This window comes from Mycobacteroides sp. LB1, assembly GCF_013449725.1.
Lineage (GTDB): Bacteria > Actinomycetota > Actinomycetes > Mycobacteriales > Mycobacteriaceae > Mycobacterium.
Genome location: NZ_JACCFF010000001.1, coordinates 407811 through 420719, shown reverse-complemented (window position 1 = coordinate 420719; position 12909 = coordinate 407811). Strand labels below are relative to the sequence as shown.

Here is a 12909-nt window from a genome sequence, read left to right as displayed (position 1 = left end):
CCCAGCCCGAGGACATCCCCGGCGCGGAGTGCCCGGTGGTCCTGCAGCTGTGGATGCTCAGAGCGTTAGGGCAGGCTGCCGAAGGTGGATTCGCGTTGGTGGTATCAGTCACGCAGATGGCGCTGGGCGGCAGGCCCATCGGTCGGCGGGGTCGTCGTTGATGCTGCTGGCCTCAAACCGGATCTGATTGCCGCCGTGATCGCCGTGTCGCGCCTGGTGGCGGTGGCCGGTACACGCGCCCCCGGCGCCGAGACCGAGTACTAGCGCGCAGCCCAGGTAGCTGCCGTGCAGCAGACTGGTGGACATGACCGAGGTGCACACACCCAGCGCCGCCTCAAGGCGCTAAGTGTCATTCGCCGCGGCACTGAGCTAGAAGGTTCCCGCAGTACCGATGCCATCCGGGCCGGCCAGAACGCCTACTTACGAGGCGATATCGGCGCAGGCGAACTCTTGGAGCGCATCCGGCGCCGGTACAACGCGCAATAACCGACCTGGTGTGTGACGACTGTTGGTGGCGAGAGTTCTTGCTATATCCCTCGCCACCAGGTTCCACCTAGTGGCCTTTCCAGAACCAACGTCGGTGACATGTGTAGAGCACCGGGTCCGATGAAGGTACGACCGTGGGAGACAAAGTGACTGACAATGCTGCTGCGGGAGTTGGGGCGGCCCGTGGTTGTCGCGTCCAGAGTGGTGTGCATCGTCTACTACCTGGTGTTCCTTGTGTGGATGATCGTCGACGTGGATGGATCGCTGGCTGAGTGTGCCGGCACTGGTCTGGTGCTGCTGTGGATGTCGCCGTTTGTGATCGCTGGCGGCTGGTACTTCGTAGTTCCGGGGATATTAGCGCCGGGTGGTTGCTGATGTGGGGCGACGGAAATTGCCAGCGCGACTGGTTAATTGGCGTTCTAGAGGCGGTTGGCAGAACCTATTGGTGTCTGTGCCGTTCACGTATGGTGTCTTGGCTTCGGTGGCCAGCGTGACGGCCCGCCGCCTGGCCCCCGCCCTAGCCAGGAACACTGGCTAGGTTAGCGACGAGGACCTCAAGATCCTCACCGACTGCGATCTTCTGCCCGCAGTGCTCGACCTGTGGGCTGAGGGCACGTCGACCTGTCGTAGCTCGCGCGGCAGGGAGCACGGCGATTGTCGGTGCCGGTTCGTAGAGTCCACTGCACCAGACCGAGGGCACCCGGAGGATTGCGATGTCGCGCTTGTATGACCGACTCATGGTTCATGGCAGCCGATTGACGGTGTACGAGCTCATTGACGCCGACAAATACCGGCATACTCCCGCGCTACAGAAGCTGCGCGACTGGTGCCGGCAGGATCCAGACAAAGCCGAGTACTTCCGTTCCGTCGCCCCCGGCGGCAAGGGCATGATCCGTGAGATCTGGGACCAAGCCAAGGTATTCAGTGTCGACAATGTGCACCGGTACCTGGAAACCCACCAACTCACCCATACCGACCTCGCCGAAATATTGCCTCCGCTCGCTGCCGTCCCGCCTTACCCGTACATGTTCGTCGAGGCCCGCTGCCCACCAAACCCCGCCGGAGCACGCTCATACGGCTGGTTCGTTGAACGCTACGAAGGAACCGAACCCGGTGTGCGCTGGTCCCTTTCAGCCGCCCTCTTCGTGGAATGGGAGAAAGGCCGCCCGATCGGGCCCATAGGCTTGTTCTGGTGGGACCTGGACGAGCATGGTCGCCAGATCATCCGACCTGGCGACCCGCCACTGACCGACGACATGTCAACTCCCGAATCACCAGAGGCTCCTGGTCTTTTCACGAACTTCTGCGAAGGCATCATCTATGAACTGGCAGTGACCCGCGTCGTGCTGACCTTGGCGCTGGGCCTGCTGCACTGCAAGAACATCGCCGAAACCGAACATGAGCCATCACCCAAGCTGCAGAAGGCATTCCATCGCGAACACAACCGCACACTGACCCGGTACTCGACGATCGACATCACACCGATCTCACGGGCACTAGACCAGGCCACCAAATCGGGCGGGATCTCGTTCCCCCAGGCCTTCCATACCTGCCGCGGCCACTTCAAGACCTACCGACCCGAAGCGCCGCTGTTCGGCAGACTCACCGGCCAATACTGGTGGCGCGACCACCAACGCGGCGACAAGAGACACGGCGAGGTGATCTCCGACTACCGCGTCACCGGCATGATCAGTGACGAGCTAGCCGGACTCATCTACGACGGCCCGCCCGTATCACTCGGCCCCGACCCCGACCTACAGACCCGAGGCCACACCGCCCACACCGTCCTCCAGAGTCAATTCGCAGACGCCTTAGAGCGCATCGGGTTCCTACCGCTACGACCCCGTCCGGATGAACCGCAGTACGACCTAGCCTGGCAGAACGAATCCCACCTATGGGTCGTAGAGGTCAAAAGCACTACTGTAGCCAACGAAGTACGCCAATTCCGCTGTGCCATAGGCCAAGTACTGCACTACGCAGAACAAATGCGCCCACACCACGAGCACATCCACCCCGTCATCGTTCTAGAAAACGAGCCGGTAGATATGGCCCTGGTTGGCGCATGCGAGCGCTCAGGAATCCTCGTGCTCTGGCCGAACGTGTTCGACGCAATCCCACCCCCAGCCCACATGTAACCGGCCCATGGCATCTCCGACAAGGCAGTTCAGGGTCTTGCCGGACCATTGATCTAATCGTCTGGGCGGGCAGTGGGGGTGGTGCGCCGGTCACAGTTGCGAGATTCCGCCGTCGACGACCAGCTCGGCGCCTAGGACGTAGCGCGAGTCGTCGCTGGCCAGAAACAGCACCGCCGCGGCGATGTCCTGCGCGCTGCCGAGACGACCCAGAGGCACACTGGCCGCGAGCCCATCCTTGAGGGCCTGCGCTTGCTCGGGAGTGCGGTTTCGGCTTTGCAACGGTGTGTCGATTCCTCCGGGGCTCACGGCGTTGACGCGGATGTTGCGGTCGAGTAGTTCGGCTGACCAGGTTCGTGCCAGCGACCTGACTGCCGCCTTGGATGCGGACAACAGTGACAGTCCGGCCATGCCGGTTTGGTTGAGGAACGAGGTGTTGAGGATGACCGACGCGCCGTCGTGCAAGATAGGAACGACGGCCTGCATCGAGAAGAAAACCCCCTTGAGGTTGATGTCCATCAACTCGTCGTAGCGCGACTCATCGGTCTCCGACAACAGAGTTGACTGCGCCACACCGGCGTTGGGGAAGAACACGTCCAGGCCGCCGAAGGATTCTGCGACTTGGCTCGTTAGTTCCGCGAGGTCCGTCAGGGACCGAACGTCGGCCCTAATGGCCAGGGCGCCGTCACCGAGTTCGGCCATGATCTGGTCGAACTTGCTCTCGTCGCGGCCGGTGACGGCCACGCGGGCCCCTTCGGCGGCGAACAGCTTGGCAGTAGCCAGACCGATACCGCTGGTGCCGCCGGTGATGAGCGCGGTCTTTCCTTCAAGCCTCATAGCAAGGATCCTTTGTGTGAAATCGACTGAAAAATCGGAAATCGGGGTTGGGCCAGTGTCGTTCAGCGCGACGCTGCAACGCGCCCGGCGGCTTGCTTGGTCAACGCCACCCCGGGTGCCAGCCGGTCGGTGGCCAGTGCCAGTGTTCGCCCATCGGCACGGGAGGGATGTCCAACGTTGAATGGTGGATGCGGGTCGTACTCCATGATCAGTTCGAGCGTCTTCGCGACCTCTTCTCCGGCCAGGATCGCCGCGAGGTGCAGTCCGAAGTCGATGCCCGCGGTGACGCCTCCGCCAGTAATTCGATTGCGATCGATGACTATTCGTTCATCTTCGGGGGTCGCCCCGGAGACGGAGAGGATCTCGCGGAACGCCCAGTGAGACGCGGCTCGATACCCCGTGAGCAGGCCAGCGGCGGCCAAGATCAACGAACCGGTGCACACGCTCGTCACGTAGCTGGCCTCGACACCGACTGATCTCACGAACGACAGCGTGTCCGCGTCGTCGATGACTTCGTACGTGCAAGGACCCCCGGGAACAAAGATGACGTCGTAGCCCGGACCAACCCCTTCGAATGTCTGGTCGGGAATGATCGAGACTCCCGAATCAGAGGTGACCGCATCGGCGGTCTTGGCCACCAAATCCACCTCGGTGTTCGGAAGTGCGCTCAGCACCTGATGGGGCCCGATCAGGTCCAGGGTGGTGAACTGCGGATAGAGCAGCATGGCAATGCGCGTGACCGAAGCATCGTCAGGGGCCATTTCATACTCCTTATTCATGTGGTAACCCGGCTATTTGGCGTGTCGTCATCGCAGTCCTGTCGGAAGCATCCGACCGGATCTGCCTTCCCCACAAGTGTCTTCGGCCCGCACGACGGCGTAAAGGACGAGATATCCTCAAAAAAGGACACGAGTTTGATGAGCGTGAATCGCGTCGACCCACCCGACGCGGGTCCGTGTCGGGCTTACCCGTGGGCACGGCCGGGGAGGCCGAGGCGCCCGTCGCGCTAGCTGAAAGCTCTGCGGTAGGCGTCCGGTGGGATGCCGATGTGGCGAATAAAGTGACGGCGCAACGTCTCTGCGCTTCCGAAGCCACACCGGGCGGCGATCACCGGGACTGTGTCGGTACTCCGTTCGAGCAAGCGCCGGGCCGCCTCGGTCCGGATGCGTTCAACGTAGGCGCCCGGCGCCTCGCCGAGCTCCTCGGTGAACAGGCGGGTGAAATGGCGGGGGCTCATCGCGGCGAGGTGGGCCAACGCCTCGATGGTGTGAGTGCCCGCAGGATGGCTTTCGACGGCCTCTTGGGCTTTGCGGATGGGGGCGCGCTTGGCCCGCGGCCGCCACCGAGGATCGGCGAACTGGGTCTGGCCACCTGAGCGTCGCAAGTAGAGCACTAGCCACCGCGCGACGGTCTTGGCGACCTCGACACCGTGATCGTCCTCCACCAGCGCCAGCGCCAGGTCGATGCCGGCGGTAACACCCGCAGACGTCCACACCGTAGAGGAACTGCGGATGACCATGCGGTCAGCGTCCACGCGCACCCGCGGGTACTGCTGGGCGAGTCGCTCGGCGAACGCCCAGTGTGTGGTGACCAGTCGGTCATCAAGCAGGCCCGCCTCGGCGGCTAGGAACGCGCCGGTGCACACCGTGACCACCCGCCTTGCCGTACGCGAAGCAGTACGTACCCACTCGATCAACTCGTCGTCGTGATGGCCGAGTTCCAAGCCAGCGCCGCCAGGCAGCACGACCGTGTCCAGCCCCGCGGGATCTGGCAGCAGATCGGAGACGAACTCCAGACCCGTCCCGGTCCTTACCGCGGCTCCACCGACCGAGCCGACCTTCACGGCGTAGCCGCTGTCGCCGCCGAGCCGGGACAGACACTGCGTAGCTCCGGTGAAGACATCAGAGGGTCCCGCGATGTCGAGGGCCTGGACTCCGTCGAACCCGACGATCAGGACTGGTCGCATGAGCTGAAGTCTCCGTCAACCACACCGATGTCGTCAATGGCCCGTATCCCACAGATCAGGCCATCCACCAGAATCGGACATCACCCGCAGCGGATGGCGCTTCGGGGGTTCCACGGCGTGACCCCGGCATGAGCTGACGCAGTCAAAGCCGTTGCGTCGCCTTCGTCTTGCCACGCTGCCCGCTATCTCGATGTAGAGCAGTGGCATCGGCGGTTCGTCTCGGACTTCGTACTTTCAGTACGCGTGATGCCGGTTAACCAAAAGTCAACGCGGCCAGCAAATATTGTCGATTGCCATCGCTTAGAACATCTCCATAACCTGGTTCAACGGACAGAGACGTCAACGAAATCAGGAGAAGATGTTCCGAGAAAGCATGTGCGGACTACGCGTGCTCGACTTCACCTACGTCCTCGTCGCTGGGCGCCGCTCGCTAGCGCGGTTAGACGTCCAGTCTTCCGGCAGAACATTGGAGGGCTGGGGGGGCACGCTGGAGTGAAATGGACTGGAGCCGTCCCAATCGACGCGGACATCGTTCCATACGGCGGGGTTGGTGAAATCGACGGGCTGATCCCCGAAATCGACTCGATAAAAATCTGCGCCACAAACGAATTCGACACCGACGAATGTGGCGCCGTTGTGGAAGGTTGTTTTCTCGAACCGGACTGGTGCCGTAAATTTGGCACTGGGGAAGCGGGCTTCGAAGATCCATTTCGCGCCGTAGAACGAGACCTGGCGGCTGAACTGTGCCTTGTCGAACTCCGCCACCACGAACTCGGCGTCATTGAATCTGACGGCTTCTTCGGAGTCAAAGTATGTGTCATCGAGAGCCGTTGGGGTCTTGAGGTCGCCGAGAAACTTGCTTTCTCTGAAATCAGTGTGAGAGCCGACATGGCAGGCCTCGAAATCAGCAGGTCCATGGAATGTTGCGCTGTGAAACGAAATTGATGCTGATTTCTCTGGCTGATTGGCCTGCAATCTTTTGAAGAGTGCGGGGCCGTTGAACGTCGCACCATAGAACTCGGCCATCGAGCAGTAGACCCTGGCGTAGGTGAAGTCCGCTGTGCCAACGAATTCGGCCTCCTTGAACGACGCTTCGCTTGCCGCGCCGACCCGGGTGCCTAGCGAGGCGCCCGTGAAGGAAGCGCCTGCGTTGAAGTTGGCACGGTCGAAGTTCAGATTGCCGCCAAACTCGGTGTATTGGAATACGGCGGTCGTATCCCAGGTGGTGTGGGTGAATTCTGCGGTGGTACCCGTCTGGAATGTTGCGTGATCGAATGTGACGTTGGCGAAGTGGCTGTCGGTGAAGGTCGCTTGCTCCCCAGATAGATGTGCGTTGGCGAGTATCAGGGAACCTTGGAAGTGGCATTCCGACAGGTTGACGTCGTGAAGGTGGGCGCCTTTGAGATCGAACCGCAGTTGACGCCATGATGGTTCGGTATCGCGGCGCAGGTGTGAAGCGATGATGTGGATGATCATGCTGCGCACCGGTTGGTCCGAGGGTTCTTCGGTTTTGTCTGCGGCGGGTTGGTCAGCTGGGGCGGCCCGCAGGATGGCGCACAGCACATCGACACAGACTTGCGCCTCCCTGGCGCCCATCGGTTCATCTGCAGCCAGTGCGAGCCAGTCGTCGGCGATGGCAGCCATTGCGTACGCTCCGGCCTGGCGTACGTTGAACCTCTTGTCGCCCAATTGTTCTGCCGCTGAGGTGAATCGCGACCGCAGGTCGCGTTCGGTTGCGCTTCGGCGATCGCGATCGGTGGAGTCACGATCCTGGCGGCGGTTGCTTTCACCGTTGAGCACGGTGAGGTAGGCGGCCATGACTGCGCCTGCAGCGGCCAACATGGTCCCGGTGGGCCCGGCTGCCACGCGCCAGAATTCACCCCAGTTCCGTTCTGTGGCGAGCAACCGATAGAGGAGAGTAGGGCCCGCGATCACACCGATCAGGTATACCGCGACGGCGGTGGAGATCGTCCACAGTCGCCCACCCTTCCCGCCATCGGATCCTCTCTTGGCCGGTTCTGCGCGGTGTGAATCAGACATCGCCCCTCCTGGTGAATCAGACGCTCATTGGGTGTGGGTATTAACGCGCGTTCGCATGCTGGCGGTGCAGCCGGTGTTGTTCCTTGAGGACCCGGTTGACTGTCGAGTGATGAATCCCCATATCGGCTGCGATCGCACCGGTCTTCTGGCCTGTCCTGGTTCGGCTGAGTACCTCGGCGATCACCTCCGGTGGCTGCTTGGTGCGGCCATTCGCTGATCCCATCCGGCGACCGCACCGACGATCTCCTTGGCCTCTAATTCGGTAATGAGGTCGCGACGCTGAGCATTAACGACAGCGTCCTGCATGCGATCACTGAGGATGATCTGCACGGCATCTAGAAGTGCCCGCCGGACAGTCAGCGAGCGCAGGCCCTCGTACTCCGTGAGATCTTCCGGAGCCATATGCGGACGCGCGGTCACAACGGTGTGCGGCGGCACCGCGCCACGGTGACGTCGCGGTGTGCCGACATAGATCTTTGGCGGGTTCACCAGAGCGAGGTCGAACATCGCCAGCACCGTGTGACCTTCAAGGAAAGCATCCGGGCCGACGCTTGCCAGCGCCCCAGCAAGGTCCGTCCACGCGTCGTGCGGTACTCCGTTATGGCGGTAAACGCCTCGGCCTACCCGTGTCAGTGCGCCGCGTGTGGCGAGCTTGCGCATCTCGACAGCGGGCACACCCCAGTCCTCGGCCTGCTCGGTAGTGACAATGCCATGCCTCTCGGCGGCAATTCGCCAAAGCTCGTGCCGGTACGTCATCATCGCCTCCTGGCGTGTCTAGTTCCAACGCTGAGGCGCAAGCGTACTGGAATTGGTACGGTCCTAGCCGCATATACGGCCTATTCGTACCGATAAAAGTACGCTTACGCCAGATATTAAGTCATATCCGTACCATTATCGGTACAGGCCCGACACGCATATGCCGGCAGCGTTATGGACGCCAAACCGAGTGTTCATCACCATGAGACGACACTTTGTCAGTACGTTCCGGCGATGAAGCAACTTGATTCGACCCGGTAAATCGTGGCAAGCGTGGGCATGCGAGGCTCCGATGACCCAGAAAGATTCCTGTGCTTCAATTTTCGGAATTTCTGAAAAGACCAATACTCGAAGAATGCCGGCTATTTCGAGGCGTTGACGAGAAATGATCGAGACAGCACGGTGGGCGACAAAGACGCTCTGAACCGCATGTCGCATGGAGGCGGTAAACTAAAGGCCAGCAGTCGTTTTGCAGTCAGGTCCGGATCCGAACAACATGGTTTTGGCCATGCTCAATAGACAGTTCAGTGACCACTGCAGAGAGCGTCCGTATGCGCTCGCGGAGCCGGGTGTTTTCGGCCGCTAGGTCGCGAGCGCGCTTCCGCGCCTCGGCGAGCTCGAAGCTTGTTGCAATGATGAGTTTTGGTGAAATAGCTTGTTGTGCAAGCTGTTTAAAGTCTGAGATAAGGTCGGGGTACTGCTCGTAGAGGCGGGTACGATGTATCCCAGACTCTTTTGCGAGGGCCACTACGGTGTGATGGCCCACGGTGTGCAATGGGTTTCCGGCAATGAGTCGTTCGATAGCGTCCTCGACTTGTTTCCGTTCGATGTCGTTGTGTGCCAAGGTCTCTACCTCTCTGATCTGCCAGGCTCGTGGTTGTGTACCGCGACACTAAGTTGTTGGAACCGCTGTTCTAGGCGAGTGCGCAGCGGCGTCGGCAGTAGTGGGGTAGCGGCCCGTTCACTGAGGACAGCTAGCTTTTTGCGCACGGCGGCGACGTCGCGGTCCGTATAGGCGATATTCCCGCATGACAGACGGCACCTCGCCCAGTTCGGGTCTGTCTGATCGCTTCGATCGTGACAGGCTGCAGTCTCTTGCCGATAGACGCAGGTAAGCAGCGTGCCGTGGTGGATATCTAATGCTGAATTTCGTTCGATTCGGTGCAGCTGAGCTGCGCTAGTTATGGCAGTGCCGGCGAACTGTGGCCGGTGATCGAGGCGCGCACGGTAGGTCTCCGCCGCTGGCCCTGAGATATGTTCGCCGAGACGTAGTCGTTCAGCGTCGTCGTGAAGTTGCTCGGCACGCAGAAGTAGCGCTTCGAAGTTGAGGTCGCCGGTGAATCCCGCGTCGGCCAGTCCTGCGTAGCCCTGCATGACCTGGGTTCGGACGTGTCCGTACTGCGTTGCCCCGGCAATGATTCCGTTCGGACGGCGCACGATGTGCCAGGCGAGTGTGCGACGAAGTCTCGGTGCGGAGATATCGCCGTCGGGATCAGCCGGGATAGCGGGGTGGCCCGTTTCAGATGCGATTTTTTGGTTGAACCAGCTGACGAACTCGCGCAGATCGACATTGACCTTTCCTGGCGTTCGCGGTTTGAGGGAGGCTGACTCGTACCATTGGCTGGAGCATATTTTCCCGCAGGGAAACAGTAGATCGCCAGGGGTGATCGCTTCCAGGACGGCGACGGCATCGGCCACCTCGTTGGTCACTACCCAGGGGATCGTTGCGGGGGAACGCTTTCGGCGTTCGGGAGTGGTTTTGGATTGCTCGCCCGACATTAGTACGAGGCCAAGTTGCTTATCGCGTGTAATGCAGCCTCTTCGTAGATTGAGTGCCTCGCCGGTGCGGATCCCCGACAGGTACGCGATGACGAGAAAGCACGCTGTGACGACGTGGCGGATGATGGGCACCAGTTCTGAGACGCCGAGTGGACGATTGCGCCAAGGGCGGTCCAGCGCGGTGAATTTTCTGACGATTAGCCAGTCCTGTTTCAAAGGAAGCCCGCTGTCCATCAATCTGCTCCGTACTGCGGTATTCAGTACCGTATCGCGGTCGACCCACGCCGCAACACTGAATCCGATCGCGTCAGGCATGAGACCTTGAGAGGTGCGGACCGCAGGTACTGGCAGGTTGTTTTCGATCATGGCCGGGATCAATCGGTCGATTTGGTCGATCAGTGTTGGCCATCGATAGAAGTCGCGTGCCAGTAGGTGACGATCGTCGGACGCGACAGTCTGCGCGATCTGCCGAATCGCCAAGAGGCGAAGGGTGACAACAGTGATGTCTTTCGCGATTGTCGAGACCGTGAACAGTGCCGCCGACAAAAGTGGCTCCATCACATCGGCATCGATCCGAGGCGTGCGATTGATGACCGCGGGCCGGCGATCACCGACGAGTCGGGCGGCCGTGGTGGATCCGAAGGGCTGCGGTGTAGGCAGCCGACAGTGCTCGGGCAGATAGTCGCGATAGGCATGCAACCGCTGCACCGCCAGAAGTCCACGTCGCCGCCAGGCGGTTGTGTGAGTGAGTTGCTGTACGTGTAGGCGGTAGCTGTTGAGGTGATCAGAGGTGACATCGGCAAAGCTGGTGATGTCCTGTTTGTCGAGCCACCGCAGGAACTCCCGCAAAAATGGAAGGTCGGCATAGATCGTCTTGATCGCCGGGTAGGGGCTGCGGGCAAAGGGTAATCGCGGGGCGTCGTCTAAGACATTGAGCAGTGCAAACACGTACAGCTTCGCGCTCGTCTGTAGCCGTGGAGGGTAGATGTCCCAGTGAAGCGTGCTTGACGGAGAATGCCGATCGGGGATGGCAGGATCAAGGTCCCACGTCGTATCGTTGAACACCGATAACTGGGTACGATTGATTTCAGTACGCAATGAACGAGATTGCAGTACAACGCTTTTAGGTGTAACAATGATGTTGGCGACAACGGAGTCCAGTTCTGAGGGGACTGTCATGGCGTATCGAAGTCTCCTTGTAGCAGGTGTTCAACAAGTTCACGATCTCGGCTGGTGGTCTCAGCACGCGCATTGTTCATCTGCTGCGGTGTGTACAGCGTGAAGATGTCTTCGAGCTGGGCGAGAGGGCCGGCGTAGCGGCGGATCCAGTTTTCGGCGGGAAGTTCGGCTTGCTGGTCGCGAATCCTGTCAGCAACTAGCAGCTGGGCTGGAAGATGGCGGGGAAACGCGCGGGCGTTCACGCAATCTAGGCACGTTAGGAACGCCTGCCGACACGGGCGGTCGTTGTCGAAAGGGGAATGCTCGAAGTCAGTGCATTCCCCTAGTAGCGTGTCGTTCGATGAAGGCGCCGCCTCGGTTTCAGAGGGTAGTGGTGTGACAGTGATTTCGCGGCGCGCCAAAGCCTTAGTGACCTGGTCATCAAGTGCTTCTCGGACAACACTGTACCCCTCTTCGCGAACTTTCTTCATTCGCTGTAGGTAGTGATGGTGCATCGAGCGCGATTGCCCGATTGGCATGCGGGACATCTCGATTCGGGTCTTCCGCAGGCGGTCGAGACTGATTGTGGACAGCATCTCGTCGACGGCCGCATTCCCGGTGAGCCATGGTGCAACCCAACTGGGAATACGGCCCATCGAGTTAGGTAACCCCGCGTGGAAGGGCTGAGCACCTCCGCGTTTGCCGGTATAGAAGGCAAATGCAGCGTCAGTGTTCAATTGGTTGCGGGCCAGCTCGGTCAGCTCGAGCAGTGTTAGATACACCCCGACGGGAGTCGTCAATGACGGAGTCTGCCGGTCCAAGGAGCTGGAAGTTAGCGGTAGCGTGATCTTCGCATTGTTTTTGCGGCGCGGCTTGTTTGTCTCAACCAGGGCGACAGCGGTTTCATCCTGTCCGGTTGCACGGAGATGGTGTGCAGGCAGCGTATTGAGTACCGAAGCGTTGAAACCGGTTAGTGCTGCCAACAGCACCGCCAATGCCCAGGCCTCCATTGTCGACAAGTGGATGAGCGCCATCAAGGCTGGACGGCCACGCCCGCTGCCCTGTGCAAGTTGGCGTGCCGCGGTTACCGGCGCACCGGTGACCTTTGATCGCGGCAGGTCTCCCATGCGCTCGCAGTGATCTAATGCCAACGCTAGTTTTCGCTTGGGGTGATCATCGGTGAGGGCGTCGAGACGGCCGGCACGCAGATCCGAGATCAGCGCGAGGTGTGTGCGGATTCGGCGCTGAGCATTGCGCACGATTGCGCGCATGACGGCACAGATTCGTTGAAGCTCTGCGTCTGTGTAGGGTTCCCGAGCTGCATCTGAACGTGGACGTTGATTGCGCGCGAGCTCATACAGCACTTCCTCTGGTACTTCGGCGCAATAACGCAACAAGGTCCGTGCCATGCTCAACTGGCGGCTGCTGGAGACGCTCAGGGCCAGCATCCGAGCGTCGGCGGGAGTGAGATTGGCGAGTGTCGTTAGCTCAGGTCGAGTCGTAGCGATCCATTGTGTGATGTTTTTGACTGCCGGCAGTATATTTTTCGCCGTGGCCAGGCGCTTCCAAGTGCCCATCGGTCCAGTCACGATCTCAGCGGCTATTGCTATTTCCAACTGAATACTCTGGGGCACTTGTAATTTCGAGAAGTCAACGGACAGTTTTTGGCTACCGTCCTCGCTGACAAAGAGTACTGTTGTGTCTTTGCGCCTTGATTCAGGTTTCCACGACGCGGCGGGCAACGCCGCTCTACGG

General features: G+C 60.6%; 12 protein-coding genes. 4 read left to right on the top strand and 8 right to left on the bottom strand.

Annotation, left to right across the window (positions count from 1 at the left end; translation table 11 throughout):
- Positions 1-84: 84 nt before the first annotated feature.
- From MLB1_RS02130 to MLB1_RS02115, 4 genes are all read left to right on the top strand, one after another.
- Positions 85-264 carry a hypothetical protein gene (locus MLB1_RS02130; protein ID WP_180748090.1) on the top strand — a complete coding sequence of 60 codons (180 nt, stop codon included), beginning with the start codon at positions 85-87 and terminating at the stop codon, positions 262-264.
- Between the two features lie 21 nt (positions 265-285).
- Positions 286-486, top strand: coding sequence for a hypothetical protein (locus tag MLB1_RS02125; RefSeq protein WP_180748089.1), 201 nt, complete (start codon positions 286-288; stop codon positions 484-486).
- 156 nt (positions 487-642) lie between these two features.
- A complete protein-coding gene (locus MLB1_RS02120; protein ID WP_180748088.1) occupies positions 643-861 on the top strand; it encodes a hypothetical protein in 219 nt (72 codons plus the stop codon).
- Between the two features lie 338 nt (positions 862-1199).
- Positions 1200-2621, top strand: coding sequence for a hypothetical protein (locus tag MLB1_RS02115; protein ID WP_180748087.1), 1422 nt, complete (start codon positions 1200-1202; stop codon positions 2619-2621).
- Positions 2622-2711: 90 nt separating this feature from the next.
- On the opposite strand, the gene MLB1_RS02110 is transcribed toward MLB1_RS02115, so the two are convergent.
- The 8 genes from MLB1_RS02110 to MLB1_RS02075 form a co-directional block, all read right to left on the bottom strand.
- Positions 2712-3455 carry an SDR family oxidoreductase gene (locus MLB1_RS02110; protein WP_180748086.1) on the bottom strand — a complete coding sequence of 248 codons (744 nt, stop codon included), beginning with the start codon at positions 3453-3455 and terminating at the stop codon, positions 2712-2714.
- A 62-nt stretch (positions 3456-3517) separates the two neighbouring features.
- On the bottom strand, positions 3518-4216 hold the full coding sequence (locus tag MLB1_RS02105; protein ID WP_180748085.1) for a DJ-1/PfpI family protein: 699 nt from the start codon (positions 4214-4216) through the stop codon (positions 3518-3520).
- 245 nt (positions 4217-4461) lie between these two features.
- A complete protein-coding gene (locus MLB1_RS02100) occupies positions 4462-5421 on the bottom strand; it encodes a GlxA family transcriptional regulator (protein WP_180748084.1) in 960 nt (319 codons plus the stop codon).
- A gap of 402 nt (positions 5422-5823) precedes the next feature.
- Positions 5824-7065 (bottom strand): pentapeptide repeat-containing protein, encoded by a 1242-nt coding sequence (locus tag MLB1_RS02095; RefSeq protein ID WP_255485569.1) that lies wholly within the window; start codon positions 7063-7065, stop codon positions 5824-5826.
- A gap of 576 nt (positions 7066-7641) precedes the next feature.
- The gene (locus MLB1_RS02090; protein ID WP_219602526.1) at positions 7642-8220 is read right to left on the bottom strand and encodes a type IV toxin-antitoxin system AbiEi family antitoxin domain-containing protein; all 579 of its coding nucleotides are present in this window, start codon (positions 8218-8220) and stop codon (positions 7642-7644) included.
- Positions 8221-8692: 472 nt separating this feature from the next.
- Positions 8693-9061 carry a hypothetical protein gene (locus tag MLB1_RS02085; RefSeq protein ID WP_180748082.1) on the bottom strand — a complete coding sequence of 123 codons (369 nt, stop codon included), beginning with the start codon at positions 9059-9061 and terminating at the stop codon, positions 8693-8695.
- 5 nt (positions 9062-9066) lie between these two features.
- Positions 9067-11175, bottom strand: a complete 2109-nt coding sequence (locus MLB1_RS02080; protein ID WP_180748081.1) for an integrase — start codon at positions 11173-11175, stop codon at positions 9067-9069.
- Entirely contained in the window at positions 11172-12896 is a 1725-nt protein-coding gene (locus MLB1_RS02075) for a hypothetical protein (protein WP_180748080.1), read from the bottom strand. The genes MLB1_RS02080 and MLB1_RS02075 overlap by 4 nt, the downstream gene beginning before the upstream one ends.
- Positions 12897-12909: the final 13 nt, after the last annotated feature.

Excerpts from the sequence above, each read along its gene's own strand:
- MLB1_RS02080 (WP_180748081.1), bottom strand. The coding sequence starts at position 11,175 with ATGACAGTCCCCTCAGAACTGGACTCCGTTGTCGCCAACATCATTGTT.
- MLB1_RS02115 (WP_180748087.1), top strand. The coding sequence starts at position 1,200 with ATGTCGCGCTTGTATGACCGACTCATGGTTCATGGCAGCCGATTGACG.
- MLB1_RS02090 (WP_219602526.1), bottom strand. The coding sequence starts at position 8,220 with ATGATGACGTACCGGCACGAGCTTTGGCGAATTGCCGCCGAGAGGCAT.
- MLB1_RS02110 (WP_180748086.1), bottom strand. The coding sequence starts at position 3,455 with ATGAGGCTTGAAGGAAAGACCGCGCTCATCACCGGCGGCACCAGCGGT.
- MLB1_RS02100 (WP_180748084.1), bottom strand. The coding sequence starts at position 5,421 with ATGCGACCAGTCCTGATCGTCGGGTTCGACGGAGTCCAGGCCCTCGAC.
- MLB1_RS02120 (WP_180748088.1), top strand. The coding sequence starts at position 643 with ATGCTGCTGCGGGAGTTGGGGCGGCCCGTGGTTGTCGCGTCCAGAGTG.
- MLB1_RS02095 (WP_255485569.1), bottom strand. The coding sequence starts at position 7,065 with ATGGCTGCCATCGCCGACGACTGGCTCGCACTGGCTGCAGATGAACCG.
- MLB1_RS02105 (WP_180748085.1), bottom strand. The coding sequence starts at position 4,216 with ATGGCCCCTGACGATGCTTCGGTCACGCGCATTGCCATGCTGCTCTAT.